A 26,557-nucleotide genomic window follows, 5' to 3' on the forward strand; every position below is an offset into this window, starting at 1 on the left:
ACACGACAGCGAACAGTGTCATCGGCTCGACGGGCCTCAACGCCCCGGGGGCGGATCTCCGCGGTGCCGTCATCAACATGGAGATGGGCCTCACCAGCCGCAGCCCCTCTGCCCAGGAGTTGCTCGCACTGGGATCGGTAGAGGCGCCGTACGGCCGGCTCCCGGAGGCCGTGCTGGGCCGGGACGGAACCCTCACGGCTCTCGCGCAGGCCAACGCGGCGGACCACCCGCGTATCCACGTTCTGACCGGAATGGGCGGGGTGGGAAAAACGACGGTCGCCCTAAGCACAGCTCAGAGGGCCAAAGAGAACGGAGTCGAGGTCTTCTGGATCCCCGCCGGATCCGCAACGGCTGTGGCCGACGGGATGCGGCACGCGGCCCTCCTCTCCGGGGCCCCAGCCGAGCACGTCGCCCATGCTTGGGAGAAGGGCGGACGGCCTGCGGCCGATCTGGTGTGGCGCCATCTGGCGGCCCTGGACCGCCCGTGGCTGCTCGTCTTCGACGATGCCGATGATCTAGACGTCCTGTCCTGCCCAGGTGCTGCGGTGGCCGATGCCACGGGCTGGGTCAGGCCCCCGGTCGGCAGGTCGCAGGGCGTCCTGGTCACCACACGCGACGGCAACGAGCGGTCCTGGGGCGGCCGGATCGCGCACTTCCACCGACTTGAGGTCCTGGAACCCGAATTCGCGGGCCGACTCCTCCAGGAGCTGGCTCCGAAGGCGGGTCACACGGACTCCGCCATGGCCCTTGCCGACCGGCTGGGTTCCCTGCCGCTCGCGCTGCACCTGGCGGGCACGTACCTGGACATGGCGCACGGCGATCCGCTGGCCGAAGCACAGAATTTCACAGAGTACGTCGCCGCGCTCGGCGATTCTCCGATGCTCCTCGACGACGCGACGGAGGGTGTGCACGGGGATCTGCGCAGCGCGGAGGAGCGCGCCCGCCGGACCATTGCCGGTACTTGGGAACTCTCCCTCTCCCTCCTCGAACGCCAGGGCACGGCACACGCCCGTGGCTTGCTGCAGTTGCTGTCCTGCTTCGCTCCGACCGCCTCCCTCCCGAACGCCCTTCTCGCCCCGTCCACGATTGCTGCCCTGGGGATGTGGCCTACGGGCATGCCACCCCGGGCAATCAGAACGGCCCTGAGCGGCCTGCGCCGGTTCGGTCTCATCGGGGTCGACACGCGCTCGACGGAACTCGTGTACCAAATCCACCGGCTTGTGGCAGAGGTATCGGTGGCCCCACTTCTCGCGGAGCCTGCGGACTACCGAGAGGTGTGGGACTCAGCCGCCGATCTGCTGGTGGCAGCCACCCCGTACATGGAGAACCCGCGGGATCCGAGTTCCTGGCCGGCCTGGCAGGGACTCATTCCGCACTGGCTCGTCATGATGCTTCGGCTGCCACGATGGGGTACCGCTGCCGATGACCGACTCAACGGCGTGTTGATCAGTGCCGGAGTCGCCGTGTCCTATCTGCATTTCCGGGGCGAGTACGCAGCATCGTGCGGACTGGCGGACGAAGCGCTGGAGCGCGCCCATTCCGCGGAAGCCGCCCCCTGGGTCAGGGTGAACATCCGTCGGCATCGGGCGGTCGCGGTCGAGGAGATGGGCAATCTGAAGGAGGCCGAGTCCGAACTCGACCGCATTGTGGACGAGTGCGTCACGCAGTTCGGGGCGGCCGATTCCACCACCCTGTCCGTGCGCTACCAACGGGCGCGGGTGACGTCGCAGCGGGGGAAGCTCAACGAGGCGGAGCGCGAGTACGACGAGGTGATCCGCCATGAGACCCGGCTGTTCGGTGCGGAGGCGGCCACTACATTGCGTTCGCGGCACGGCCGCGCAATCTGCATCAGGAGCATGGGACGCCTTGATGAAGCGGCGGACGAAGGAAGGCAGGTGCTGGAAGGGCTACGGGCCGAGCTGGGAGAGAAACACCCCGATGTCCTCGAAGCCCAACACGAATTCGCGATCTCGTTGCGCGACCAAGGGCAGAACGAGCGCGCCGAGGAAGTCTTCCGCCAGGTACTCCAGCTGGAGGAGGAGGTTCTCTCACTTGAGCATCCGTCCACGCTGATCACTCGTGCGAACCTGGCCTCCACGCTCATGCTGCGCCAGGAATTCGCTGCGGCGGAAGCCGAGATCCACGCTGTGCTGGATGCACGGACTCGCATCCTCGGGCCCGACCATCCCGAGACGCTCGACGCACGCCACACCTTGGCCATACTGCAAATGCGGCAAGGGGAACTCGATGCGAAGAGCGCAGCGACTGTCTTTGCGGAGCTGACCGCCGCGCAAAGGAGGCAACTCGTCGATGACCATCCCAATGTGCTGGTAGGCCGCCAGAGTCATGCCGCGGCTCTGCGCTCCCTGGGCGAACTGACCGAGTCCGAATCGGAGTACAGGTCAATCCTGGACGCGACAACCGCGCGCCACGGGGAACATCACCCAGTCACGCTCAACGCCCGCTTCGAGTGGGCGATGGCTTTGGGACGCATCGGGCGAACAGAGGACGCAGTATCCGAGATGCGCAAGGTCTTGGCTCTTCAGGAGCACGTGCTCGGTATCTCGCACCGCAACGTCGCCAGTGTCCGGGCGTCGCTGGGCACACTCCTGCTGCAACAAGGACGCCTCGCGGAGGCCGAAGAGCACTTGCGGCGGGCGCTGAACGCTCTGCCGGAGGACGACAGCAACTGCCTGGATGTCCGACACGATCTGGTGGCAGTACTACACGCACGCGGAAACCTGCGGGAGGCGATTCGCCAGCTGCGGGAGATCGCCCGCGAGGAACGGCAGAGGTCGGGTCCCACGCACCCGGACGCGATCAATGCCCGCAATAGTCTCGGGGTCGCGCTCAAGGACTTCGGAAGCCTCGACGAAGCAGCTGCCGTCTACCGCGAAGCGCTCAAGGACGCGGCATGCAAGCACTCCGACAATCAGCCCTTGGTACTGACGCTACGCCGCAACCTCGCTGTAGTCATGCGCATTCAGGGCAATCTCGACGAAGCGGAGAAGGAGCAGTTGGCGATCCTGGAGACCCAGGAACGTAGGCACGGACCTGAACACCCCGAAACGCTTGCCACACGGCTCTCTCTCGCCCGCATTCTGGATGACAGGGGGTCCGCCGCCGAGGCCGAGGCTGCGTACCGGGAAATTCTATCTGTCTGCATCCGCATCATGGGGCGTGACCACCGACAGACCCTGTCCGTCCATGGGAACTTGGCCTTCCTGCTCGCCGATCACGAACGGTTCGCTGAAGCGGAGGCGGAGTACCGCGACGCGCTGGACGTATGCCGGAAGGTCCTTGGGGATGAGCACCCCGAGACTTTGACGATGAACCACAACCTGGCCATGGCGCTGGGCAACCAAGGGAAACTCGCCGAGGCTCTTCCCCGGTTCCGTGACGTCGTGGAGCGTCGGGAAGGCGCACTGGGAACTGACCATCCAGAGACGCTGATAGCCCGCAAGAACCTCGGTGAAAACCTGAGCCGGGTGGGGCAGCCAGCGGAAAGCGCAGAACAGTTCAAGGAAGTGGCGGAGGGCTGGGCGCGTACACGCGGCGCGGACCACGACTCGGTCTGGGACGCGCAATACCGACGAGCCCAACTGCTTTGGGAGGCTGGACAACCTCGCGCCGCCCAGGACGAGCTCGAAGCGCTGCTGGATCGCGCCCTGAAGGCCCGGCAGGACGGGAATTCACGCGTAACTGCGCTGCAACGGGTGCTGATGGCCGTGCGCGCCGACGACGGCGCTTCCTAGCGTCAACGGCTACGCAATTGCCTTGGGTGATCACCGATACCTCTGGCAGCAGAGGCACGACAGTCCGCAGAGCACCCAATCAAGACCGTCGCGCCCCGTCGCCACCAATCACCAAAAGGTCAGGTCAGCCCCCACAGGAGGGTTCCCTGCGGGTCACCGACCCGGCCCATTACTAGGAGACGAAGAAGGCGTAGTGAACCGCACCGCCCCTGCCTAGGGATGGGGGGACAAGCGTGGACGGTACGCCCTCTACCACCGACCCGCACGCACTGCGCCTCTGCTCTCCCATTGGAAATGCTGCGGCGGGCGCGGCGTTCCCGCCTGCTGCTTCCGCCGAAGCGACGTCACCCTTGTGTCACCACCACGCGCACAGGGAAAGGGGAGTCTCTTTTGCTGAGATCCGACTCGAAACCTCTGGGGTTGTCGATCTGGCGTTCCGGGTCATAGATCACGGCGAAGAGACCCTCGACATCTTCATGCCGCTCATAGCCGAAGATATCGCGGACAAGCTGATCCCCGACTTTCCTGGGCGTCAACGAGCGGCGCATCATCTTGGCTTCGACCGCGATTTTCTCTCTCCTCAGGAGGAAATCAATTCGGTAGGAGCCGCCGGCCTTGCTGGGAGTTGTCTCCTCGGGGCGCACGTCTTCGAAATGGAGAGTGAGCAACGCGTGGAGAATACGCTGAAGATCGTACTCGTCATGCACGGATAATCCCGCGCGGCCCTGGATGGGACGCTGCAGGATACTGACCGCCATCGGCAGTCGGTACGAGATGTCGGACAGCACGCCGAAGGTGTCGGTCATGCGGTCGTGTGGCCGCGTGTGCCTGGAGGCCACCGCCAGGATGTGCTTCTGCTCCTGGAAGGGTTCGAGGAAGCAGCTCTCGAACGGGTACTGCCAAGGTCCGTGAGCCCTGAGAGGCTTCGGTACGTGGTTGTACAGCGACCATTTCTTCTGCGGTTCGCGCACATATTGCTTGATCCGGGGCTTGGCCAGACTCCCTTCGTACTGCTCACGAAATCGCTTGCCCAATTCGTCGGGGAGACCGAGAAGGACTTCTTCGTACCACCGACGGTATCGATCCCGCAGATCGCGACCGACTTCCTCTGCGGCACCACTGTCGTCTTGCGCATGCCGGGCAAGATCTTCCAAGATCTCCGTCTCCCGGAGAAGCGGCTCGTTGATCACGGGATCCGGCATCCTATGACGCGCCTTTCATATGAACCCTGGGGGTGAGTATCGACCTGGCGGAGGTCGGTCTCGACTTCGACGCCGTGAAATGGGAAGAGCACCGCGTTCAGGCGTCGGGGAACGGGGTGTCGCTCCAGCGGAACCAGGCTTGGTCGTTCCGGATGTGCAGGAGGAATTCCGGTACCGGGCCGTCCGGGGACACCAGGGCGACCGCGCGTACCACGTCGTCGTACGCCGCCTCCCAGGCGTCGGGCTCTTCGTTCACGCTGTCCAGGAGGGCCAGTTCGCGGTCGAACAGGGGCTTCAGCGCGGGGAATGCGGGGCCCGGGGTGAAGTGGCCGCTGAGCCAGGGGAAGTCCGCTTCCTCGATGGCGATGTCGCCCACCGGCTGTTCGTCGTGGCGTGAGACGACGTGCCAGGTCTCGTCCGTGAAGCCCATCGGCTCCTCCTGTCTCCGTGCGTCTCCGTGCGTCTCCGCGCGCCGATGGGGGCAGCATCTCAGGGCGCACTGACATCGGCCGTCGTACGGCCGTCGCGGGGGCCGAAGACGGTGAGTGCGTCGGCGTCGCTCGCGCGGGCGTGGAGGTAGTAGTCCGCCCATTCCTCGATGTCCGGGTAGCCGGATTCCGCCGTCAGCCGGGCGATCGCGGCGTCGATGTCGAAGTGGGTGACGCGTAGTTCGACGCCCGGACCGAGCAGGGCCCAATGCGCGCCGGGGCGTCCGTAGGGCATGCCGATACTTCCCGGGTTGATGACCTGGCGGCCGTGGGCGAGGCGTACGAAGGGCATGTGGGTGTGTCCGCACACGACCGTACGGATGTGTGCGCCGAGTCCTTCGAAGACGTCCGTCCAGCGGGCGAGCCGGGAGTCGACGAGGACGACCTCTTCGTCGTCGCGCGGGGTGGCGTGGCAGAACAGGACATCGCCCAGGCCGGCCACGGGCAGGCATCGGGTACGCGGCAGACCGGCCAGCAGCGCGAGGTGGTCGTCGCGCAGCCGGCCGGCCGCCCACGCGGTGATGGCGTCGGTGGTCACCGGGCTCTTTCCGCCGCGCAGTTCGACCAGCTCGCGGTCGGCGTTGCCGCCGATCAGTACGGCCCGGTCGCCCAGGCCCGTCAGCAGGTCCAGTACCTCGGCCGGCTGCGGGCCGGCGGCGATGTCGCCGGTGATCACGACGCGTTCGGCGGCGGAGACCTCCGGCTCGGCGAGCACCGCTTCCAGTGCCGGAAGGACCCCGTGGATGTCGGAGAGGACGGCTGCACGGCCGGGCGGGGCTGTGGATGGCATGCCCCCACTGTCCTGCCGGCCGACGCCGGATGACGGTGCGTTCGCTCCGCGCGGAAGTGGAGCGTCAGGAGGCTCGGCCACGGCCGTGATCTCCGCCGGCTGTCCCGCGGGCCGCCCGCTGGACACCGGCACGGGCTCCTGCCCGCTCAGCCGGGGCCGGTCCCGCCACCCTGCCCTCCGGCCGCCCCGCGCCCCTCGTTCCGCGCCGTACTACCGTCACCGCCAGCAGGCCGACCGTGAGACCGGCGGCCGTCTGTACGCCGAAGGGTTCGCCGAACATCGCCGCGCCCCACACCGCCGTGACCGGCGCCATGAGGAACATGAGCGTGTTGACCTCGGTCACCCCGGAGCGCCGCAGGACCAGCCAGTACAGGCCGTAGCCGCCGAAGGTCGCCAGGACGACCAGCCACGCGATCGCCGTCCAGAAGGACGCCTCGGCGGGCGGGGCCGCCGCTCCGGCAGCCGCCGCGAGCACGGTGAAGACGACGGCGCTGGTGGCGCAGTGGATCGTCATGGCGACCGAGGGGGCGGTACGTGCCGGTGAGCGGCCCTCCAGAAAGGTCGCCGCGACCAGCGAGAACATCCCGAGGAACGGCACCGCGTACGCCCAGGGCTCCACGGTCCCGGTGGCCGCGGCCGTCGCGTCGGCCACGGTGACGAGGGCGACGCCCGCCACCCCGAGGCCGAGGCCGAGCCACTGCCGTCGTGAGACGTACTGGCCCAGCAACGGGCCGGCCAGGGCGCCGGCGACCAGGGGCTGGGTGCCGTCGATCAGCGCGGTCGTCCCGCTGGAGACACCGAGCTGGATCGCGTAGTACACGGTGAGGAGATAGCCGCTCTGCGACAACGCGCCGATCGCCGCCTGCCGCAGCACGGCGCGCGCGGTCAGTCCGCGCCAGGCGTTACGGGTGAGGGTGACCGCGACCAGTCCCAGGACGGCGGCGAGCGGCAGGAACCGCCACATCAGGACCGTCACCGCGTCGGCACTGCCCGCCCCGAGCTTCGCCCCGATGAAGCCGGAGCTCCAGCAGAGCACGAACGCGGCCGAGAGGAGGAGGTTCATCCCGGGGCACCGTCCGGAGGGAGGAGGCGCGAGCTGGGTATACAGATCGGTTTACTCATGAGGCTCACTATACAGATCGGTATACTCGCTCCCATGAGCCCTACGCCGGAACCCCGCCGGATCACCATGACCCCCGGTGCCCGTCGCGCCCTGGAGGCCGCCTCGCGGTTGTTCTACGCGCACGGGATCCACGCGGTCGGGGTCGATCTGATCGCCGCCGAGGCGGGGGTGACGAAGAAGACGCTCTACGACCGGTTCGGCTCCAAGGACCAGCTCGTCGTGGAGTACCTCGCCGCCCGCGACGAACGCTGGCGCGTCTTCCTCGCCGAACGCCTGGAAGCGGTGTCGCCGGGACCGGACGATGTGCGGCCTCCCGGTGTCGAGCGCGTGCTCGCGGTGTTCGACGCCTCACGGGCATGGATGGAGGCGAACAGCCCCCGGGGATGCAGCATGGTCAACGCCCACGCCGAGATCGACGACCGGGGCCATCCCGCGTACACCGTCATCGCCGGTCAGAAGAGCTGGATGCTGGAGCTGTTCACCCGCCTCGCCCGCGAGGCCGAGGCCCCGACCGAAGCCCAAGCCGAAGCCGGGAACGGGAACGGGAACGGGACTAAAAATAGGCCCCGGAAGGCCGGACAGCTCGGCCGTACGCTCATGCTGCTCCACGAAGGCGCCCTCGTCGCCCACGGCCTGCGCATCTTCCCCGACGCGCTCGGCGAGGCCCGGGAACAGGCGCGCGCCCTGCTGACCTGACGCGCGCGCGGCGCTCCGGCTCTCTCAGGCCGCCGGCGCGTGCAGCAGCGGGCTCTTGTGGGCGGTCAGCCATCTGCGGTAGTCGACCGCGCGCAGCGCCGCCTCCCGGTACGCCGCCTCCAGGTCCGCGAACACCTCGTCGCGGCCACCCGCCCCTTCCGCGCCCACCCTTTCCGCGCCCAGCGCCCCCGCCTCCGCCTCCGCACCCGCACCCGCCCCCGCCTCCTCCGGGCCCGGCCGCGAGAACAGCAGCAGCCGCACCGCCAGCGGGTCGTCCCGCAGCGGCCGGATCGCCATGTCGTCGCGCGGGCCCGACGTGGGCTGACAGGGCGCGACCGCCTCGCCGACCGCGATCAGTGAGGCCGCCGTGAGGTAATCCCCGTGCAGCACGGGCGGGTTGAGCCCGGCCGCGCCCAATACCCGGCGCAGCCCGTCCCATTCACCGTCCACCGTCGGGTCGACCATCCAGCGGTCCTCGGCGAGATCCGCCAGTTCCACCACCGGGCTGCCCGCCGCCGGATGGTCCCTGGCCATGGAGATGAACTGCGGTTCCCGTTCGACCAGTACGCGCCGCTCCAGCCCCTCGGGTACGAGCAGCGGGCAGCCCTCCACCTCATGGACGAAGGCCACGTCGAGCTGGCCCGCGGCGAGCATCCGCAGCAACGCGTTGGCGGAGACGTCCATGTGGAGCGAGATGTCCGTACCGGGCAGCCGGTTTCTGAGCCGGCGCAGCCATCCCACCAGCGCGCGGCTCGCGGTGGAGCCGATCCGCAGCCTCGGTCCGTCGGCCAGACCGGCCGCCACCCGTGCCTCGGCGACCAGCGAGGCCATCCCCGAGACGAGCGGGCGAGCCCTGCTCAGTACCGAGCGGCCCAGCGGGGTGGGCCGGCAGCCGGTACGTTCCCGGGAGAACAGCTCCGCGCCCAATGCGTTCTCGATACGCCGCAATTGCGTGGTCAGGGAGGGCTGGCTCATCCCCAGCTGTCGCGCCGCCTTGTGCAGACTGCCGGCATCGGCAATGGCACACAGGGCACGCAGATGTCTCACCTCCAGCTCCATGCCCAGAGAGTAGAGCGGCCTCCCGCACCACACCAGATGTCCAAATGCCTGTAATTGGACGCGCATTCGAAGATATGCGGCCAGGGTGATGCGCTCGTGTTATCGGACTTTGACATCATCCGCACAAGGGCGGACTCCCCGAGACTCTGCGGTACCCAACTTGTTCAACGGACCAGTAGGAGCCCCCCACATGAGACACCCCAAGACCGCCATTTCCGCGATCGCCGGTATCGGCCTGGCCTTCGCAACGCTCGGTGTCGCCCCCACCGCCACCGCCGCCCCGGCCCCCGCCGCCGACGCCGCCACCTCCTCGTACGCCGCCTACGAGGGCTCGAAGGCGGAGGCCGCGGGCAACAAGGCCTTCTTCGACGCCGTCCTGAAGTCGGTCGCCGAGAAGCGGGCCGCGAACCCCGGCGCCCAGGCCGTCACGGTGGTCTACAACGCGTCGAACGCGCCCACCTTCGCCAGCCAGATAGCCAGCTCCACCTCGATCTGGAACAGCGCCGTCACCAACGTGAAGCTCCAGGCGGGCAGCAACGCGGACTTCACGTACTACGAGGGCAACGACTCGCGCGGCTCGTACGCGAGCACCGACGGTCACGGCTCCGGCTACATCTTCCTGGACTACCGGCAGAACCAGCAGTACAACTCCACCCGCGTCACCGCGCACGAGACCGGGCACGTCCTCGGCCTCCCCGACCACTACTCCGGCCCGTGCAGCGAGCTGATGTCCGGTGGCGGCCCCGGCACTTCCTGCCAGAACGCCCAGCCGGACGCGGCCGAGCGCTCCCGGGTCAACGCCCTGTGGGCGAACGGCCTCGCCGCCGCGCTCGCCAAGGTCTCCTGACCTCCCCCACGGAGACCGCACACTGACCTCCCTCGCGTAACAGGGGCGCCCCGAAGCCAAGCACCCAGGGGCGCCCCTTCCCGTGTCCCCCTTGGTAACGTCTCTCGGTGGACTTCAGTACGGAGACCGGCGCGTCGCCCCACCGCGAGCCTCAGCGCGATCTCGGCCAGACCCTCAAGGGCGATTTCCAGACACTCCTGACCGTACGGGCCGACCGCCCGGACCGGGTCGCGTGTCTCCACGACTGGGCCGCCGCCCATGGCCTCGCGGTCAGCCTCGTCGTCCTGGACCGCGGCCGTACCCCGTCCCGGCCGACGCTCACCCTGCCCGGCACGGGCACACTCGACGAGCAGCACCGGGCCGCCGACCGGTGCGCGGAGCGCCTCGCGGAGGCCGGGTTCCCCGTCGTACGGACGAAGCTGGTGGCGGCGCCCTGGAACGAGGGCGTGCCGCAGACCGACGCCGAGGCCGCGACGCTGCCCCCGTACTGCCACTTCGAGCACCACGTCACGCTGCGGCTGCCGATCCCGTACGACACCCAACGCCTGGCCGCGGTCGCCGAACGGCACAGCGCGCATGTCTCGCGCGCCGCGCGCCGGGTGCTGTCCCGCGGGGTCCAGGAGCGCTTACTGACACAGCGCGCCCGCGGGGTCGGCAGACCGGCGGCGCGCGCCCGGCTGGACGCGCTGCTCGACGGTCTGATGGTGGCCGGATTCCAACCGGCCGACATCGCCGAGGAGTTCGTCCTCCACGACGACGCCCCCGTCCCGGACTAGGCCCTGTCCGGACAAGTCCCGGCAGCCAACGGCATAGCCACGTACGCCGCACCGGCCACGTACGCCACGCCGGCCGCACCGGCCACGTACGCCGCACCGGCCACGCCGACCACGTCAGCTCGTCAGCTCCTCAGGACGCTCCCACCAGCGGCCGGCCGCCCAGTTCCGTACCGCTCGGCAGCTGGCGCCGGATCCTGCCGAGCGCCTCCTCGAAGCCGCCCCCGGCGATCCCCGACGCGTAGGCCGCCCCGCCGCAGTGCAGCGTCAGGCTCAACTCGGCCCGGCCGACCGGACCCTCGGCCGCTCGCTCACCGAGCGTCAGCAGACAGCTGAGCGTGGCCTGCTGGACCGTGCCGGCCGAGCTGACGGGCATCGGTATGTCCCATTCCATGACGCAGGACGACAGCAGCCCGCCCGCCCCCACCGCTTCCAGGACGGCGAAATCCGCCCCTTCGTACTCAACTCCCCTGATGTGAGTACGTACATGCTGTCCACCCGCGCTCAGGGTGATCGCTTCCGCGCCCAGGCGGTCCCGGTACCAACCCGCCCATGAATCCGTCGACTCCGCTGTCATGGCGCGGACTGTAGCGGTACCGGATCTTCCGTCGCAGCACGGGTCACGGCTTCCGGTCATACTTCCTCACGAGCACACCGTTCCCGAACGCCCTCACGGACTCCAGGGTGAACTCGTCGAGGGCGAAATCCGCCGCGAACATCGGCATCCCCGAGCCGAGGACCAGCGGATACGTCTTGATGACCAGCTCGTCGATCTCGCCGACCAACTGCCCGGCGAGATGGGCGCCGCCGCAGAGATAGATCCCGAACTCGCCGTCCTCCGCCTTCAGTTCCCGGACCTTCGCGACGACGTCCCCGGAGACGATCTCGACCGCCGGGTCCGGGCTCTCCTTGATGCTGTGCGACACCACGTACTGGCGCAGGTGCGCGTACGGGCTGGTGTCCCCGGTCCTCAGGGCGACGTCGTAGCTGCCCCTGCCCTGGATGATGGTGTCGAAGTGCCGGTTCTCCAGATCGTCGATACCGAGAGGCCGGCGCCCCTGGGTGGACATGGTCTCCGGGTACTCCGCCTTCAGGTACGCGAAGAGCTCCTCGTCCACGAAGGGCAGGAAGGCCGTCGCGTCACCCGAGGGGTCACCGATGAAGCCGTCGATCGATACCGCGATGTAGTACGTGAGCTTGCGCAAGCCGGATCCTCCGGGTCACTCGATGACGGGAAAGGGCCGGCGCCCCGAAGGACCGCTTGACCACTGCACCCATAGTGATTTGAGTGCAGTGGTTACGCAAGCGGAATTTCCCCACCGCCCCCCTCAGACGCTCCGCGGCTCCCGCCACATGGGCCACATGGGCGGCCCGTCCGGCAGATCGACCGTGGTGCCCGTGAAGGTGAACCCGAGCCGCTCGTACAGCCGCCGGCTCCGCTCGCTGCTCGCCTCCAGATAGGCCGGCAGCCCCTCGCGGTCGCAGCGCGCCAGTACGGGTTCGATCAGCGCGCGGCCCAGTCCCCGGCCCTGGTGGACCGGGGACACCGCGATCATCAGCAGATACGCGTGCGCGCGGTCGTGCGGATGGATCGCGCCCGTCAGCCGGCCGACCAGTTCCGTACGCTCGTTGTCCGGGTCGGCGGTCGCCCGCATCCGGGCCGGGGTGTCGTCCTCCCCCTCCGGCAGCCCCGCCGGCACCGGGAGCCACAGCGCCATCCCCGTCTCGTCCTCCAGGATGTCCACCCACCCCTCGGCGAGCGCGACATCGGCGAACACCCCGAGGAAGAGACCGTGCACCCGCCGGCGGTGCTCCTTCTCCGGGAAGACCCAGCAGCTCACCGGGTCGTCGTCGAAGGCCTCTTCGAGGAGCCGTACCAACGTCGCCCGGTCGCTCTCCCCCGCCCGTCTCATCCCCGCCGAACCTGACCCCGCCGGACCTGTCCCCGTCCGTCCTGTCCCCGCACCCATCTCCCGGCCCTCCTCTGCACGACCGTCACGCCGTGACGTCAATACGACGAGGCGATCGTAGAGTTGGGCGGATCCAGGTCATAGGCCCGCCTCAGCGGGTACGGCGCGTCACGAACTCCGCCAGGGCGAGCAGATCGTCCGCCGCCGAGAGGTCGGGGACCGCCCGGGACAGTTCGTGCACGGCACGGGACATCCGCTCGGCCGCCTGGAACTGCGCCCAGTCGCGCCCGCCCGCCCGTTCGACGGCGGCGGCGGCGCGCGCCACGGCTCCGGCGTCCATCGGCCCCCGGTACAGCTCGGCCAGTTCCCCGGCCGCCGGGGTGCCCGAGGCCAGGGCCGCCACCACCGGCAGGGACTTCTTGTGGGCGGCCAGATCGGCTCCGGCCGGTTTGCCCGTACGGTCGGGGTCGCCCCAGATCCCGATCAGGTCGTCGATCAGCTGGAAGGCGAGCCCCGCCTCTCTGCCGAAGGCGTCGAGCGCGGCGACCTGCTCCTCCCCCGCGCCCGCGTACAGCGCGCCGAGCGCACAGGACGTCCCCAGCAGGGCACCGGTCTTGGCCGTCGCCATGGCCACGCACTCGTCCAGCGAGACCTCGTGCGGATCGCGCTGCTCGAAGGCGCAGTCCGCCTGCTGGCCCGCGCACAGTTCGATGACACAGGCCGCGAGCCTGGCCGAGGCGGCGGCCGACGCCGGATGCGGGTCCTCGGCGAGCAGCCGCAGCGCGAGCGCCATCATGGCGTCGCCCGCGATGATGGCGTCGGCGGTGCCGAAGACCGTCCAGGCGGTGGCGCGATGCCGCCGGGTCGGGTCCTCGTCGATCACATCGTCGTGGAGCAGTGTGAAGTTGTGGGCCAGCTCGACGGCGACGGCGGCCCGTACGGCGTGGTGCGGATCCCCGCCGAGCGACCGCGCCGCGGCGAGGACGAGCGCGGGTCTGATCGCCTTGCCCTCCCGGCCCGAGGCCGGGGTGCCGTCGGCGTGTTCCCAGCCGAAGTGGTACATCGCGACCCGGCGCAGGGAGGCCGGCAACGACTCGACGGTGGTGCGGAGTTCGGGATGGACAGCGGTGCGGGTGCGCTCCAGGAGTGCCATGGCCTCGTGGCCTTCGGTGGCGGCATCCGTGCTGGTCATGGTCACGGTCACTTCCTCTGCGGGATGCGGTGGGAACCTGGGCCGGAACACCGGGCGCCTGTGTCGCGCGCCGGCGCCCGAATGCCCCGGGTGCCCCGGGCGGGCCCGGCCGTGCGTACGCGACGGCCCGGCCGGGCCCGCCCGGGGCGGTCACCTCATCCCCAGCGGCCCACTTCCACGTTCTCCAGCACACCGACGGCGTCCGGCACCAGGATGGCGGCCGAGTAGTAGGCCGTGACCAGGTACGAGATGATCGCCTGCTCGTCGATGCCCATGAAGCGCACCGACAGGCTCGGCTCGATCTCGTCCGGGATCCCGCTCTGCTGAAGGCCGATGACACCCTGCTCGGCCTCGCCCGTACGCATACAGATGATCGAGGTCGTCCGGGCGTCCGAGATCGGGATCTTGTTGGACGGGAAGATCGGCACCCCGCGCCAGGCGGGCACATGATGGCCCGCCACCTCCACACTGGCCGGAACGAGCCCCCGCTTGTTGCACTCCCGCCCGAACGCGGCGATGGCCCGCGGGTGCGCGAGGAACATCTTCGAGCCGCGGCGGCGGGAGAGCAGCTCGTCCATGTCGTCCGGGCTCGGTCCGCCGTCGTGCGGCTGGAGCCGCTGCCCGTAGTCGCAGTTGTTGAGCAGACCGAACTCGCGGTTGTTGATCAGCTCGTGCTCCTGGCGCTCGCGCAGCGCCTCGACCGTCAGCCGCAACTGCTGCTCGGTCTGGTTCATGGGCTGGTTGTAGAGGTCGGCGACCCGGCTGTGCACCTTCAGCACGGTCTGCGCGACGCTCAGTTCGTACTCGCGCGGCGCCGCGTCGTAGTCCACGAACGTGTGGGGCACGACGCTCTCGCCGACATGGCCGGCGGAGAGATCGATCGCGGCCTCGCCGTACTTGTTGGTGCGCTGGTGCGGCAGGGACACCACGGCCGCCAGATGGGCGCGCAGCGACTCCTCCCGCTCCGCGAGGTTGCGTACGTCCCGCCGGCTCAGCACCAGTACGGTGCAGGCGGTCGCCGCGCGTGCGGTGTACTCCCAGGTGGCCTCCCCGTCCACCAGGGCCTGTTCGCCGAAGTACTCCCCGTCCGCCAGTACTTCGAGCACCGCGTCGTCCCCGTAGGGTCCCGAGCCCACCTTCTCGACCCGGCCGTGCGCCAGCAGAAAGACCTCGTCCGCCGCGTCGCCGGAGGCCACCATCACCTGGCCAGCCGCGAACTCCCGCTGCTCGCAGCGGCGCGCCAGCTCGGAGAGCACGCCCTCGTCGCCGTACGCGCGCAGCGCCGGCAGCTCGCCGAGCTCGCCGGGGATGACCGCCACCCGGTCCCCCGTCTGTACGAACGTCACGCGTCCGTCGCCGACCGCGTAGCTGAGCCTGCGGTTCACCCGGTACGTACCGCCCTGGACCTGCACCCAGGGCAGCATGCGCAGCAGCCAGCGTGAGCTGATCTCCTGCATCTGCGGTACCGATTTGGTGGTGGTCGCCAGGTTCCGGGCCGCGGCCGTTCCCAGACTCTGCTGGGTCGGCGGCTGCCCTGCGAGAACCTCGTTACCAACCGACATGAAGTCTCCCCTTCGATCATGTGCTGACCTGCGAGAAGAATGGTTCCATCACGTGGCGTGCATTCGCCATTACACATATGAGTGGGACTGGATCACCCGGAACGGGGAATTACACGCGCAAGCTCTGCACGCCCGGACACCGAACTCCGGACACCGGACATCGAACTCCTGAGCCCACACACCGAATCGCAGCGCGCACCGCACCGCACCGCAGCGCACACATAACCGCGAGGAGTCGACCATGGCCCCACCCATGTCCGCCGCCCAGTTCCTCAACGCCCTGAAGAGCGAAGGGCTGACCGTCGTCGAGGTCGGCGACTGGCGCACCCACAATCGCGACCGGCAGGGCCCCTGGGGGCCCGTTCACGGCGTACTGATCCATCACACCGTCACCCGCGGCACGGACGCCACGGTGCGGCTCTGCAGGGACGGTCACGACGCGCTGCCGGGGCCGCTGTGCCACGGCGTGATCGCGAAGGACGGCACGGTCCATCTGGTCGGCTACGGGCGCGCCAATCACGCGGGGGCGGGCGACGGCGACGTCCTGAAGGCCGTGATCGCCGAGAAACGCCCGCCGCAGGACAACGAGGCCGACACCGACGGGAACCGGCACTTCTACGGCTTCGAGTGCGAGAACCTGGGCGACGGCGAGGACCCGTGGCCCGAGGCCCAGTTGGCCGCCGTCGAGAAGGCGGCGGCCGCGGTCTGCCGGCACCACGGCTGGGGCGCCCGGTCGGTGCTCGGGCATCTGGAGTGGCAGCCGGGCAAGGTCGATCCCCGCGGCTTCACGATGGACTCCCTGCGGGACCGTGTCCACGACCGTCTGAAATGACGGGGCTCCTGAATGACGGGGCTCCTGCCGCGCCGACGTGCTCCCGCCGCGCCGGGACCCGGGCGGCGCCGCCCGCGCCGGACGCCACAGGGAACGGGACGCCACAATGAAGGGGTGCACCGCCCCGAGACGCCCGACCTCGCCGCCCTGCGGCCCCGGCTGCCCTCGCCGCTGGAGCCCGCCGACGACGAGCGCTTCGCACGCCACGGCGTACGGCTGCTGCTCAAACGCGACGACCTGATCCACCCCGAACTGGCCGGCAACAAGTGGCGCAAACTGGCCCCGAATCTGCGGGCCGCCGCCGCGAGCGGCCGGCGGACGCTGCTGACCTTCGGCGGCGCGTACTCCAACCATCTGCGCGCGACCGCCGCCGCCGGGCGGCTCCTCGGCTTCGCCACCGTCGGTGTCGTGCGGGGCGAGGAACTGGCGGACCGGCCGCTCAATCCGTCGCTCGCGCGGTGCGCGGCCGACGGGATGCGGCTGTGTTTCGTGGACCGCGCGGCCTACCGGCGCAAGTCGGAGCCCGGGGCGGTGGCCGTGTTCCTCGGCCGGGCGGGGCTGGACCCCGACGCCGTGTACGTCGTACCGGAAGGCGGCAGCAACGCGCTCGCGGCCCGGGGATGCGCCGAGCTGGGGCGGGAGCTGCGCCGGGACCTGCGCGGCGTGGCCGGGACCGTCGCCGTGGCCTGCGGCACCGGCGGGACGCTGGCGGGGCTCGCCGCCGGGCTCGGGAGCGGCCGGCGGGCCGTGGGATTCCCGGTGCTCAAGGGCGACTTCCTGGAGCGGGAGATACGGCGGCTCCAACAGGCGGCGTTCGGCGGCCCGGTGGGCGACTGGCGGCTCGACGGACGCTTCCACTTCGGCGGCTTCGCCCGTACCACCCCCGCCCTCGACGCGTTCGCCGAGGAGTTCGGGGAGCGGCACGGGCTGCGGGTGGAACGTCTCTATGTCGCCAAAATGCTGTACGGGCTGACCACACTGGCCGAAGAGGGCGCCTTCCCGCCGGGCACGACCGTCGCCGCCGTCATCACGGGCGGCCCGGAGCCGTCCGGGCCGGAGCCGTCCCCCACCGGGTGAGTCCGGGCGGGAGCCGTCCGGGCCCCCACCGGGAGAGTCCGATTCCGGCCCGCCGCTGCCGGAGCCGCCTCAGCTCTCCTCCCGGTAGGCCGCCGCCTCCTCCAGGTCCAGTCTGCGCAGCAGCGTCCGCATCATCTCGTCGTCGATCCGCCGCCGGTCCCGCAGTTCCACGAACACCTCGCGCTCCGCCTCGATCATCTCCCGCGACAGCCGCCGGTAGGTCTGGTCCGCCGACTCCCCCGTCACCTCGTTGACCGCCCCGAGCCGCTCCCAGACCGCGTTGCGGCGGCGCGCCAGGACGTGCCGGAGCCGTTCGGCCAGCGGCGGCGGCAGCGCGTTGCGTTCATCGGCCAGCAGGGCGTCCAGCCGCCGTTCCGCCGCCCCCGACGCCTCGCTCTGCGCCTGCGCCTCGGCGAGGGTCTCGGCCTGCCGGTCGCGGCCCGGGATCTTCAGCAGCCGGATCAGCGGAGGCAGCGTGAGGCCCTGCACCACCAGCGTGCCGATCACGGTCGTGAAGGTCAGGAACAGCACGAGATTGCGCCCGGGGAACGGCCGGCCGTCCGCCAGCGCCAGCGGGATGGAGAACGCGATCGCCAGCGACACCACCCCGCGCATCCCGGCCCAGCCGACGATCAGCGGCGCCGTCCAGTTGGTGTCCGGTTCGCGCTCCCTGATCCGCGCGGACAGCGCGCGGGGCAGGAAGGTCGCCGGATAGACCCAGACGAATCTGACCGCCACGACCACCACGAAGACGCCCACCGCGTACAGCAGCGCCTCCCCGACCCCGTACTCCCCGAGTCCCTTGAGCACATGGGGCAGCTGGAGTCCGATCAGCGCGAACACCGCCGACTCCAGGATGAACGCGATCATCTTCCACACCGCCGCTTCCTGGAGCCGGGTCTCGAAGTCGACCTGCCAGGACCGGTGTCCGAGATAGAGCGCGACCACGACGACGGCCAGCACACCGGACGCGCCCACGTGTTCGGCCAGCGCGTAGGCGAGGAACGGGATGAGCAGCGAGAGGGTGTTCTGGAGGAGCGCCTCGGTCAGATGGGTACGGAGCCAGTGCAGCGGCACCATCAGCACGAGCCCCACCCCGATGCCGCCGAGCGAGGCGAGCGCGAACTCCCCGATCCCGCCGGCCCAGCTCGCGCCCGCGCCGACCGCCGCGGCCAGCGCCACCTTGAACGCGGTGATCGCGGTCGCGTCGTTCACCAGGGACTCGCCCTGGAGGATGGTGGTGATCCGGTTCGGCAGCCCCAGTTTCCGCGCGATGGCCGTGGCCGCGACCGCGTCCGGCGGCGCGACCACCGCGCCCAGCACCAGCGCCGCGGTCAGCGGCAGATCGGGCACCAGCAGATACACCAGCCAGCCGACCGCGACCGTCGCGAAGAGCACATAGCCCACCGACAGCAGCGCGACCGGTCTGAAGTTCGCGCGCAGATCGAGATACGAACTGTCCGCCGCGGCCGTGTACAACAGCGGCGGCAGCACCAGCGGCAGCACGATGTGCGGATCCAGTGTGTAGTCCGGTACCCCCGGCACGTACGAGGCGCCCAGCCCCACGGCGACCAACAGCAACGGCGCGGCCACCGGCGTCCTGCGGGCCGCCCCGGCGATAGCCGCGCTCCCCGCCACCAGCGCGATCAGCGGCAATACGTCCATTCCACGTCCTCTGCACCCGTCGTAACCTGGTCATCATGAGTGAGTGCCCCCACATCGCGGAACTGCCGCGCCCCGAGCCCGCGCCGCACAGTGACACCTGCCGTGAGTGCCTCACGTCCGGCAGCAACCCCGTACAGCTGCGGAAGTGTCTGGTCTGCGGGGAGATCGGCTGCTGTGACTCCTCGCCGTACCAACACGCGACACAACACTTCAAGGACACGGGACATGCCGTGATGCGGAGTTTCGAGCCCGGGGAGAGCTGGCGGTGGTGCTATGTCGACGGTTCGATCGTCTGACGACTGGGTACGTCAACCCTCCGCCGGTTCTTCGTAATTGGACGCCACAGACCCCTAGCCACTTTCTGTGTTCATATGCTTACCATGAGTGACAGTCGCTGGGTGGGGGTCCCGGCGACACAGCACCATGGATCGCGATAGCGTCGCCACTCCAGACCGGCTACGTACCGACTACGTACCGCAAGGCTCCTGGACATCCCCTGTCCCTGAGCCCAGAAGAGCTTGTGCCACCTTGGAGGTGAGGGTGTCCCAGATCGCAGGCGAGCCCGGGACCCAGGACTTCGTGGAAGTCCGGCTGCCCGCTGCGGGTGCCTACCTGTCCGTGCTGCGTACGGCCACGGCCGGCCTCGCGGCGCGCTTGGACTTCACCCTCGACGAGATCGAGGACCTCCGCATCGCGGTGGACGAGGCCTGCGCGATCCTGCTCCAGCAGGCCGTACCGGGCTCCGTACTCAGCTGCGTCTTCCGGCTCATCGAGGACGCGCTCGAAGTGACCGTGTCGGCGCCCACCACCGACGGGCGCGCGCCGGAGCGCGACACCTTCGCCTGGACAGTGCTCTCCGCGCTGGCCGGCAAGGTCGACTCGACGGTCGCGGAGGACCGTACGGTCACCATCAGCCTCTACAAACAGCGCGGCGCGGGACCCGGGCCGGCGTGAGGAACGGGGACGGTCCGGTGCGTGACGAGGGGCGCATCCCACGGGAGCCGCGGGAAGGGCACGAAGCTCCGTCGGAGCCGGCGCCCGCCCCCGCGGGCATCCCGGAGCAGCAGGCCCGTCCCCACCCGGAGGACGGACTTGACGGCCAGACGGCCGCGGCGGAGCAGGCGCAGGCAGAGCGGGCGGCCACTATGAGCGAGCAGCACAACGACAAGCACCACGATCCACATGACCGCAGCGGGGCGCGGGCGATGTTCATCGAGCTGCGCAAGCTGCCGGACGGCTCGCCCGAGAAGGCGGACCTCCGCAATCAGCTGGTGCGGATGCATCTGCCGCTGGTCGAGCATCTGGCGAGACGGTTCCGCAACCGCGGCGAGCCGCTCGACGATCTGACGCAGGTCGCCACCATCGGTCTGATCAAGTCCGTGGACCGCTTCGATCCGGAGCGTGGTGTCGAGTTCTCGACCTATGCGACGCCGACGGTCGTCGGGGAGATCAAGCGGCATTTCCGGGACAAGGGCTGGGCGGTCCGGGTGCCGCGCCGCCTCCAGGAACTGCGGCTCGCCCTGACGACGGCCACCGCCGAACTCTCCCAGCAGCACGGCCGATCGCCCACGGTCCATGAGCTGGCGGAGCGGCTCGGTATCTCGGAGGAAGAGGTCCTGGAGGGTCTGGAGTCCGCCAACGCGTACTCCACACTGTCGCTGGACGTCCCGGACACGGACGACGAGTCACCCGCCGTCGCGGACACACTGGGCGCGGAGGACGAGGCGCTGGAAGGCGTCGAGTACCGCGAGTCGCTCAAGCCGCTGCTGGAGGATCTGCCGCCGCGGGAGAAGCGGATTCTTCTGCTGCGGTTCTTCGGCAACATGACGCAGTCGCAGATCGCGCAGGAGGTCGGCATCTCGCAGATGCATGTCTCGCGGCTGCTGGCCCGCACGCTCGCGCAGCTGCGCGAGCGGCTGCTGGTGGAGGAGTAGGAGCCGGCGCCGGGGGGCGTGCCGCTGGGAACTAGGCCCTGTCTGACAAATCCCGCCTGGCCCGCGACGCCCGGCACGCACGCTCGCGGCGTTGTCGGGATCATCCCAGTACGCCCAGTACTGGGGAGACCCTCCGCCTTGCGACCGCCGCTCGGCATCCAAAGGCGGAACCAGGCGCCGAGACGGAGAGAGCGCAGCGAACGTAGTGCACCAGACGCCGCGAGCCCCGCCCTCCGGGCGGACGGCGCTATGTGCCAGACAGGGCCTAGCGCTGGGACTCGCCGGCCGGGCCTCGGATGCCGAGGGCTTCCGTGGTGGTCGGGTTGACCAGCAGGACCAGCCCCGTCACCGCGACCACCGCGAGCGCGATCCCGGCCGGGATCATGCCGCCCGTGGAGGTCAGCAGCGTATAGGCGACGGGCAGCGCCAGGATCTGGGTGATCAGCGCGGGCCCCCGGCTCCAGGCGCGCCGCAGCAGCAGCCCGCGCGCGGCGATCAGCGGGATGACACCGAGCACGATCAGGGTGATCCCGCCCATCTCCGCCTGGCTCGGGCTGTCGGGCTTCCCGAGCAGCCCCATCACCAGCAGATACACACCGCCGGCGACCAGTGCCAGGGCTTCGAGCCCACAGGCGCCGGCCGCCGCGGTCAGGCGCGGGGGGCGCGGGGAGGATGCGGGGGCGGTCTGCTCACTGCTGCTGCTCACCCCTGCAGGGTAACCACAGGGCCGCCGCGCACCCCCCGGCAGACCCCGCCGGGCCCCCGGCGTCCCGGTCCGGCGGGCCGCGGTGTCCCCGCCCGGCGGGTCCGGCGGCCCGGTCCGGCAAATCCGGCGTCCCGGACTCCCGGGGACGACCCTCCGGTGCCCGGCCGGTAATCTGCTCGGCATGCGCGCACTTCTCGTGGTCAATCCGGCAGCAACCACCACCAGTGCCCGCACACGTGACGTACTGATCCACGCGCTCGCCAGCGAGATGAAGCTGGAAGCGGTGACCACGGAGTACCGCGGACACGCCCGTGACCTGGGCAGACGGGCCGCCGACTCGGATGACATCGAGCTGGTCGTCGCCCTCGGCGGTGACGGCACCGTCAACGAGGTCGTCAACGGACTGCTGCACAACGGCCCCGATCCCGACCGGTTGCCGCGCCTCGCGGTGGTGCCCGGCGGTTCGACCAATGTCTTCGCCCGCGCGCTCGGGCTGCCCAATGACGCGGTCGAGGCGACCGGCGCGATCCTCGACGCGCTCGCCCTGCGGAGCGAACGTACGGTCGGTCTGGGACTGGCGGCCGGGACGCCGGGCACCGAGGACGAGTCCGTGCCGTCCCGCTGGTTCACCTTCTGCGCCGGCTTCGGTTTCGACGCGGGGGTGATCGGGCGGGTCGAACAGCAGCGGGAGCGCGGGAAACGGTCGACGCACGCGCTCTATGTGCGCCAGGTGGTACGCCAGTTCTTCGAGGAGCCGCACCGGCGGGGCGGGCTGATCACGCTGGAACGCCCCGGTGAGGATCCGGTGAAAGATCTTGTCCTCTCCATAATCTGCAACACCGCTCCCTGGACCTACCTGGGCAATCGTCCGGTGTACGCGTCGCCCGCGGCCTCTTTCGATCTGGCCCTCGACGTTCTCGGGCTGAGCAGGATGTCGACTCCCGCGGTCGCCAGATATGCGGCCCAATTGCTCACTTCGACCCCCGATCGGGGCCCTCGCGGACGCCATGCGGTGTCCCTTCACGACCTCACCGACTTCACCTTGCATTCCAAGGCGCCCCTCCCCTTCCAGATGGACGGCGACCACCTTGGACTGCGCACGAGCGTGACGTTCACAGGCGTACGCCGTGCACTGCGTGTGATTGTGTGAGTGGAAGGGGCCAAAGTCCTTTCACTCGAACGTTTAGACTGGCATCCACCCCATGGAAGTACGGCTGTGACCTAGTCGACACCGAGGAATCAAAAAAAACTTTCCAGAAGGGGTTGTATCCGCCGCCGAGGTTTGCGAATCTCTACATGGCGCTCGGGACGGCCCGCAACATCGGCCTCCCTGAGAGCCAGAACCCCTCCTCAAACCAAGGACCCCACCAGTTTCTGCTGGCGGTCGGCCCTTCCCTTGTCGGGGGATTCGTGAAAGCGTTCACATTCACAAGCAATCTGCATGTAATACCAAGAGAGGTAGCAGCCATGGACTGGCGTCACAACGCCGTTTGCCGCGAGGAAGACCCCGAGCTGTTCTTCCCCATCGGCAACACCGGTCCTGCGCTGCTGCAGATCGAGGAAGCCAAGGCCGTCTGCCGTCGCTGCCCCGTCATGGAGCAGTGCCTGCAGTGGGCGCTCGAGTCCGGTCAGGACTCGGGTGTCTGGGGTGGCCTCAGCGAGGACGAGCGCCGCGCCATGAAGCGTCGCGCCGCTCGTAACCGGGCGCGTAACGCGACCGCCTGAAGCACCCCGCCACGAGCCCTGGCCGGCGGAGCGTACAGCGTGTACGCATAGACCCGCCCCCGAAACGCAGCGCGCAGTACCCCCCGATGCGCATCGCAAAGTGAGCTTCGAGCCGAGCCCCGGACCGTCACCACGGTCCGGGGCTCGCTGCTGTGCGGGGCACGCCGCCATGCCGGGCGCCCACGGAACCTGCTCCCGAGCTCCCGGGCTCCTCTGCGAAAGCTACTTCTGGGGCTCCACCGGAATGTCCAGCAGCACGCGCGTACCGCGCACCGGCGCCGGCACCATGTCGAAGCCGCCGCCCAACTCCCCTTCCACCAGGGTCCGTACGATCTGGAGCCCCAGGTTTCCGGCCCGCCGCGGATCGAACCCCTCGGGCAGCCCGCGCCCGTCGTCCTGCACGGTGATCATGAGCCGGGCGTCCGAGCGGGCCCCCTCGCGGCGCTTGGACCCGGGCGGCTCTCCGCTGCGGACCGCCGAGACATCGACCCGGCCCTCCTCCCCCGGCGCGAAGGCGTGCTCCAGCGCGTTCTGGAGAATTTCGGTGAGCACCATCGAGAGGGGCGTGGCCACTTCGGCGTCGAGCACGCCGAACTTCCCGGTACGGCGGCAGACGATCTTGCCGGGCGAGATCTCGGCGACCATCGCCAGCACCCGGTCGGCGATCTCGTCGAACTCGACCCGCTCATCCAGATTCTGAGACAGCGTCTCGTGCACGATGGCGATGGAACCGACGCGCCGTACGGCCTCGTTGAGCGCCTCCCTGCCCTGGGCGGAGTCCATCCGCCTGGACTGGAGCCTGAGGAGCGCGGCGACCGTCTGGAGGTTGTTCTTCACCCGGTGGTGGATCTCCCGGATGGTGGCGTCCTTGGTGATCAACTCGCGTTCGCGGCGCCGCAGTTCCGTCACGTCACGGAGCAGCACCAGAGAGCCGATCCGGATGCCCTTGGGCTTGAGGGGGATGGCACGCAGCTGGATGACCCCGCCGCTGCCCTCCACCTCGGTCTCGCGGGGCGCGTAGCCGCTGGCCAGTTTGACCATGGCCTCGTCCACCGGGCCGCGCGCGGGGGCCAGTTCGTCGGTGGTGCGGCCGAGGTGGTGTCCCACCAGGTCGGACGCGAGTCCCAATCGGTGATACGCGGACAGGGCGTTGGGGCTCGCGTACTGGACGACCCCGTCCGCGTCCAGCCGGATCAGCCCGTCACCGACGCGCGGGGAGGCGTCCATGTCGACCTGCTGGCCGGGGAAGGGGAAGGACCCGGCGGCGATCATCTGGGCCAGGTCGGAGGCGGACTGGAGGTAGGTGAGCTCCAGCCGGCTGGGCGTGCGGACCGTGAGCAGATTGGTGTTGCGCGCGATGACCCCGAGGACCCGGCCGTCACGCCGTACGGGGATGGACTCGACCCGTACGGGCACCTCCTCACGCCACTCGGGGTCGCCCTCCCGGACGATCCGCCCCTCGTCGAGCGCCGCGTCCAGCAGCGGCCGGCGGCCTCGCGGGACGAGATGGCCGACCATGTCGTCCTGGTAGGAGGTGGGTCCGGTGTTGGGGCGCATCTGGGCGACGGACACATAGCGGGTGCCGTCGCGGGTGGGGACCCAGAGCACGAGATCCGCGAAGGAGAGGTCGGAGAGCAGCTGCCACTCCGAGACCAGCAGATGGAGCCACTCGAGGTCCGACTCACTGAGGGCCGAGTGCTGGCGTACGAGGTCGTTCATGGAGGGCACACAGCGAGCGTACCCGCGGCGTGAACCCGCACCAGCCGTGGTCTGTACTGGAGGGTATGAAGCGAAATAGGCTCGGTACACGCATGGACAGGCCAGAATGGTCTAGTCCACAATGCTGTAAGAGCCTCCGCCCTCCCCGCACAGGAGGGTGGACCGAGGTGCCGGCGCTCTCTGCCCTGACTGCGACGGGACCTCTCCCAACGGCCGCGCGGGACCGCACACCCGCCGGCCGTAGCAACTCCGGGCTGCGGTGCCGGACGGGTTGAGGGTCCCGTCGCGGCGCCGCGGCCCGCGGGTACAGAGCCCGCCGGGCTCATCCGCGGGTACGGAACCCGCCCTTCCCGAGCGCGGTCAGTCGGTCTCCGGGGTCTTCGCCATCGTGCGCGGCGCGTCCGGATCCTGGCCCCTGGCGATGGCGATTTCGTAGGCCAGCAGCTGGAGCGGCAGGATCTCCAGGATCGGCTGAAGCTCCTCGGGAACCCCGTCCGTCGGCAGTACGAACCCCGCCGACGCGGCATCGGTCTCCCTCGGGGACCCCACCGCGCACAGGTCGGCGCCCCGGGCCCGCAGCCGCGCGAGCACCGGCTGAAGGGCTGCGCCGCCCTTGCCCTCGGGGACGATCGCGATCACCGGCGAGATGTTGTCGACCATCGCGAGCGGGCCGTGCAGCAGATCCGCGCCGGAGAAGGCGAGCGCGGGGATGTAGCAGGTCTCCATGAGCTTGAGCGCCGCTTCCTTCGCCGTCGGATAGCCGTACCCCCGGGAGATGACGACCGCCCGCTCGGCGAAGCGGTAGCGCGAGGCGAGCGTCCGTACCTCCCCCGTCCGCGCCAGTACCTGTTCCGCGAGATCCGGCAGACCACCGGCCGCCGCGCCGTCACGGCCGCCGAGCGCCTCGGCGAAGAGATACAGCGCGAGCAGCGAGGCGGTGTACGACTTGGTGGCGGGCAGCGCCTTCTCCGGGCCCGCCAGGACATCGATGTGGAACTCCGCGACGGCGGTCAGCGCCGAGTCGGGGTTGTTGGTCACCGCGAGCGTGATCGCGCCGGCCTCGCGCGCGGCCCAGGTGGACGCGACCAGATCGGGCGAGCCGCCCCACTGGCTGACGCCGATGACCAGGACGCCGGTGAGGTCCGGCTTCGCGCCGTACGCCGTCGTCGTGGACATGGAGGCGAGTCCGCACGGCAGTCCGCACCGGATCTCCAGCAGATACTTCGCGTAGAGCGCGGCGTGGTCGGACGTGCCGCGTGCGGTGAGCAGGACGAAGCGCGGCGCGCGCGCCGCGATGGCCGCCGCCACCTCGCGGACGCCGGGAGCGCCGTCCCGGATGGTCCGCCGCAGCACGGCCGGCTGCTCCGCGATCTCGGCGGACATGAGGCCGCCGGCCCGCTCGCACGACTCGCCCGACAGCTCGGCAGACATGCTGGGTCGCCTCCAAGTGCGGTCATGCCCCCGCCGGTCGTGCCCGGTCCTCCCAGTCGACCATGGGCCGC

The 26,557-nt window shown here is 69.8% G+C and carries 25 protein-coding genes; 11 read left to right on the forward strand and 14 right to left on the reverse strand.

What is annotated here, in order from left to right:
- Positions 1 to 77: 77 nt before the first annotated feature.
- Positions 78 to 3,755, forward strand: coding sequence for a tetratricopeptide repeat protein (locus CU044_RS21660; RefSeq protein WP_129770385.1), 3,678 nt, complete (start codon positions 78 to 80; stop codon positions 3,753 to 3,755).
- A gap of 344 nt (positions 3,756 to 4,099) precedes the next feature.
- Here the strand turns inward: CU044_RS21660 and CU044_RS21665 are convergent, their stop codons facing one another.
- The 4 genes from CU044_RS21665 to CU044_RS21680 all read right to left on the reverse strand — a co-directional run bounded on the left by CU044_RS21665 (position 4,100) and on the right by CU044_RS21680 (position 7,298).
- Positions 4,100 to 4,945 (reverse strand): hypothetical protein, encoded by an 846-nt coding sequence (locus CU044_RS21665; RefSeq protein WP_129770386.1) that lies wholly within the window; start codon positions 4,943 to 4,945, stop codon positions 4,100 to 4,102.
- Between the two features lie 109 nt (positions 4,946 to 5,054).
- Positions 5,055 to 5,387, reverse strand: a complete 333-nt coding sequence (locus CU044_RS21670; RefSeq protein WP_129770387.1) for a hypothetical protein — start codon at positions 5,385 to 5,387, stop codon at positions 5,055 to 5,057.
- A 59-nt stretch (positions 5,388 to 5,446) separates the two neighbouring features.
- Entirely contained in the window at positions 5,447 to 6,235 is a 789-nt protein-coding gene (locus tag CU044_RS21675; protein WP_129770388.1) for a metallophosphoesterase family protein, read from the reverse strand.
- A 64-nt stretch (positions 6,236 to 6,299) separates the two neighbouring features.
- Complete coding sequence (locus tag CU044_RS21680; RefSeq protein ID WP_129770389.1) at positions 6,300 to 7,298, reverse strand: DMT family transporter; 999 nt, start codon at positions 7,296 to 7,298, stop codon at positions 6,300 to 6,302.
- Positions 7,299 to 7,391: 93 nt separating this feature from the next.
- Between CU044_RS21680 and CU044_RS21685 the strand changes: the two genes are divergently transcribed.
- Positions 7,392 to 8,054, forward strand: coding sequence for a helix-turn-helix domain-containing protein (locus CU044_RS21685; RefSeq protein WP_240045761.1), 663 nt, complete (start codon positions 7,392 to 7,394; stop codon positions 8,052 to 8,054).
- A gap of 24 nt (positions 8,055 to 8,078) precedes the next feature.
- Here the strand turns inward: CU044_RS21685 and CU044_RS21690 are convergent, their stop codons facing one another.
- Complete coding sequence (locus CU044_RS21690; protein ID WP_129770390.1) at positions 8,079 to 9,113, reverse strand: LysR family transcriptional regulator; 1,035 nt, start codon at positions 9,111 to 9,113, stop codon at positions 8,079 to 8,081.
- A gap of 190 nt (positions 9,114 to 9,303) precedes the next feature.
- On the opposite strand from CU044_RS21690, the gene snpA reads away from it, so the two are divergent.
- Positions 9,304 to 9,960 (forward strand): snapalysin, encoded by a 657-nt coding sequence (gene snpA, locus CU044_RS21695; protein ID WP_129770391.1) that lies wholly within the window; start codon positions 9,304 to 9,306, stop codon positions 9,958 to 9,960.
- Positions 9,961 to 10,067: 107 nt separating this feature from the next.
- Entirely contained in the window at positions 10,068 to 10,736 is a 669-nt protein-coding gene (locus CU044_RS21700) for a hypothetical protein (RefSeq protein ID WP_240045762.1), read from the forward strand.
- A 130-nt stretch (positions 10,737 to 10,866) separates the two neighbouring features.
- Here CU044_RS21700 and CU044_RS21705 read toward each other — a convergent pair whose 3' ends face one another.
- The 5 genes from CU044_RS21705 to CU044_RS21725 all read right to left on the reverse strand — a co-directional run bounded on the left by CU044_RS21705 (position 10,867) and on the right by CU044_RS21725 (position 15,397).
- Positions 10,867 to 11,310, reverse strand: coding sequence for a DUF6304 family protein (locus tag CU044_RS21705; protein ID WP_129770392.1), 444 nt, complete (start codon positions 11,308 to 11,310; stop codon positions 10,867 to 10,869).
- Between the two features lie 43 nt (positions 11,311 to 11,353).
- Positions 11,354 to 11,938, reverse strand: a complete 585-nt coding sequence (locus CU044_RS21710) for a dihydrofolate reductase family protein (protein ID WP_129770393.1) — start codon at positions 11,936 to 11,938, stop codon at positions 11,354 to 11,356.
- Positions 11,939 to 12,061: 123 nt separating this feature from the next.
- Positions 12,062 to 12,646 (reverse strand): GNAT family N-acetyltransferase, encoded by a 585-nt coding sequence (locus CU044_RS21715; protein WP_129770394.1) that lies wholly within the window; start codon positions 12,644 to 12,646, stop codon positions 12,062 to 12,064.
- 148 nt (positions 12,647 to 12,794) lie between these two features.
- Positions 12,795 to 13,835, reverse strand: a complete 1,041-nt coding sequence (locus CU044_RS21720; protein WP_129770395.1) for a family 2 encapsulin nanocompartment cargo protein polyprenyl transferase — start codon at positions 13,833 to 13,835, stop codon at positions 12,795 to 12,797.
- Positions 13,836 to 13,990: 155 nt separating this feature from the next.
- On the reverse strand, positions 13,991 to 15,397 hold the full coding sequence (locus tag CU044_RS21725; protein ID WP_129770396.1) for a family 2B encapsulin nanocompartment shell protein: 1,407 nt from the start codon (positions 15,395 to 15,397) through the stop codon (positions 13,991 to 13,993).
- A gap of 241 nt (positions 15,398 to 15,638) precedes the next feature.
- Here CU044_RS21725 and CU044_RS21730 point away from each other — a divergent pair, with 241 nt between their 5' ends.
- Positions 15,639 to 16,229, forward strand: coding sequence for an N-acetylmuramoyl-L-alanine amidase (locus CU044_RS21730; protein WP_193564032.1), 591 nt, complete (start codon positions 15,639 to 15,641; stop codon positions 16,227 to 16,229).
- Between the two features lie 114 nt (positions 16,230 to 16,343).
- Positions 16,344 to 17,306, forward strand: a complete 963-nt coding sequence (locus tag CU044_RS21735; RefSeq protein WP_240045763.1) for a pyridoxal-phosphate dependent enzyme — start codon at positions 16,344 to 16,346, stop codon at positions 17,304 to 17,306.
- A gap of 69 nt (positions 17,307 to 17,375) precedes the next feature.
- Here the strand turns inward: CU044_RS21735 and CU044_RS21740 are convergent, their stop codons facing one another.
- Entirely contained in the window at positions 17,376 to 18,971 is a 1,596-nt protein-coding gene (locus tag CU044_RS21740; RefSeq protein ID WP_129770398.1) for a Na+/H+ antiporter, read from the reverse strand.
- A gap of 35 nt (positions 18,972 to 19,006) precedes the next feature.
- Between CU044_RS21740 and CU044_RS21745 the strand changes: the two genes are divergently transcribed.
- The 3 genes from CU044_RS21745 (at position 19,007) to CU044_RS21755 (ending at position 20,905) form a co-directional block, all read left to right on the forward strand.
- Positions 19,007 to 19,267: a UBP-type zinc finger domain-containing protein gene (locus CU044_RS21745; RefSeq protein ID WP_129770399.1), complete on the forward strand. Its 261-nt coding sequence runs from the start codon at positions 19,007 to 19,009 to the stop codon at positions 19,265 to 19,267.
- Positions 19,268 to 19,511: 244 nt separating this feature from the next.
- Complete coding sequence (locus CU044_RS21750; RefSeq protein ID WP_030352798.1) at positions 19,512 to 19,925, forward strand: anti-sigma regulatory factor; 414 nt, start codon at positions 19,512 to 19,514, stop codon at positions 19,923 to 19,925.
- A 35-nt stretch (positions 19,926 to 19,960) separates the two neighbouring features.
- Positions 19,961 to 20,905: an RNA polymerase sigma factor SigF gene (locus tag CU044_RS21755; RefSeq protein WP_240045806.1), complete on the forward strand. Its 945-nt coding sequence runs from the start codon at positions 19,961 to 19,963 to the stop codon at positions 20,903 to 20,905.
- 265 nt (positions 20,906 to 21,170) lie between these two features.
- On the opposite strand, the gene CU044_RS21765 is transcribed toward CU044_RS21755, so the two are convergent.
- Complete coding sequence (locus CU044_RS21765; RefSeq protein ID WP_240045764.1) at positions 21,171 to 21,611, reverse strand: hypothetical protein; 441 nt, start codon at positions 21,609 to 21,611, stop codon at positions 21,171 to 21,173.
- A gap of 181 nt (positions 21,612 to 21,792) precedes the next feature.
- On the opposite strand from CU044_RS21765, the gene CU044_RS21770 reads away from it, so the two are divergent.
- Complete coding sequence (locus tag CU044_RS21770; RefSeq protein WP_129770400.1) at positions 21,793 to 22,761, forward strand: diacylglycerol kinase family protein; 969 nt, start codon at positions 21,793 to 21,795, stop codon at positions 22,759 to 22,761.
- Positions 22,762 to 23,078: 317 nt separating this feature from the next.
- On the forward strand, positions 23,079 to 23,336 hold the full coding sequence (locus tag CU044_RS21775; protein ID WP_004937597.1) for a WhiB family transcriptional regulator: 258 nt from the start codon (positions 23,079 to 23,081) through the stop codon (positions 23,334 to 23,336).
- A gap of 222 nt (positions 23,337 to 23,558) precedes the next feature.
- Here CU044_RS21775 and CU044_RS21780 read toward each other — a convergent pair whose 3' ends face one another.
- Positions 23,559 to 25,055 (reverse strand): PAS domain-containing sensor histidine kinase, encoded by a 1,497-nt coding sequence (locus CU044_RS21780; protein WP_129770887.1) that lies wholly within the window; start codon positions 25,053 to 25,055, stop codon positions 23,559 to 23,561.
- Positions 25,056 to 25,415: 360 nt separating this feature from the next.
- Positions 25,416 to 26,486, reverse strand: coding sequence for an SIS domain-containing protein (locus tag CU044_RS21785; protein ID WP_129770401.1), 1,071 nt, complete (start codon positions 26,484 to 26,486; stop codon positions 25,416 to 25,418).
- Positions 26,487 to 26,557 lie beyond the last annotated feature (71 nt).

The sequence above is a fragment of the Streptomyces sp. L-9-10 genome (genome assembly GCF_004151105.1).
Taxonomy (GTDB): Bacteria; Actinomycetota; Actinomycetes; order Streptomycetales; family Streptomycetaceae; genus Streptomyces.

Bases quoted from the DNA above. Each gene is read 5' to 3' on its own strand.
- CU044_RS21660 (WP_129770385.1), top strand. From the start codon at position 78: ATGGAGATGGGCCTCACCAGCCGCAGCCCCTCTGCCCAGGAGTTGCTC.
- CU044_RS21670 (WP_129770387.1), bottom strand. From the start codon at position 5,387: ATGGGCTTCACGGACGAGACCTGGCACGTCGTCTCACGCCACGACGAA.
- CU044_RS21675 (WP_129770388.1), bottom strand. From the start codon at position 6,235: ATGCCATCCACAGCCCCGCCCGGCCGTGCAGCCGTCCTCTCCGACATC.
- CU044_RS21680 (WP_129770389.1), bottom strand. From the start codon at position 7,298: ATGAACCTCCTCCTCTCGGCCGCGTTCGTGCTCTGCTGGAGCTCCGGC.
- CU044_RS21685 (WP_240045761.1), top strand. From the start codon at position 7,392: ATGAGCCCTACGCCGGAACCCCGCCGGATCACCATGACCCCCGGTGCC.
- CU044_RS21690 (WP_129770390.1), bottom strand. From the start codon at position 9,113: ATGGAGCTGGAGGTGAGACATCTGCGTGCCCTGTGTGCCATTGCCGAT.
- snpA (WP_129770391.1), top strand. From the start codon at position 9,304: ATGAGACACCCCAAGACCGCCATTTCCGCGATCGCCGGTATCGGCCTG.
- CU044_RS21705 (WP_129770392.1), bottom strand. From the start codon at position 11,310: ATGACAGCGGAGTCGACGGATTCATGGGCGGGTTGGTACCGGGACCGC.
- CU044_RS21715 (WP_129770394.1), bottom strand. From the start codon at position 12,646: ATGAGACGGGCGGGGGAGAGCGACCGGGCGACGTTGGTACGGCTCCTC.
- CU044_RS21720 (WP_129770395.1), bottom strand. From the start codon at position 13,835: ATGACCAGCACGGATGCCGCCACCGAAGGCCACGAGGCCATGGCACTC.
- CU044_RS21725 (WP_129770396.1), bottom strand. From the start codon at position 15,397: ATGTCGGTTGGTAACGAGGTTCTCGCAGGGCAGCCGCCGACCCAGCAG.
- CU044_RS21730 (WP_193564032.1), top strand. From the start codon at position 15,639: ATGGCCCCACCCATGTCCGCCGCCCAGTTCCTCAACGCCCTGAAGAGC.
- CU044_RS21740 (WP_129770398.1), bottom strand. From the start codon at position 18,971: ATGGACGTATTGCCGCTGATCGCGCTGGTGGCGGGGAGCGCGGCTATC.
- CU044_RS21745 (WP_129770399.1), top strand. From the start codon at position 19,007: ATGAGTGAGTGCCCCCACATCGCGGAACTGCCGCGCCCCGAGCCCGCG.
- CU044_RS21770 (WP_129770400.1), top strand. From the start codon at position 21,793: ATGCGCGCACTTCTCGTGGTCAATCCGGCAGCAACCACCACCAGTGCC.
- CU044_RS21775 (WP_004937597.1), top strand. From the start codon at position 23,079: ATGGACTGGCGTCACAACGCCGTTTGCCGCGAGGAAGACCCCGAGCTG.
- CU044_RS21780 (WP_129770887.1), bottom strand. From the start codon at position 25,055: ATGAACGACCTCGTACGCCAGCACTCGGCCCTCAGTGAGTCGGACCTC.
- CU044_RS21785 (WP_129770401.1), bottom strand. From the start codon at position 26,486: ATGTCTGCCGAGCTGTCGGGCGAGTCGTGCGAGCGGGCCGGCGGCCTC.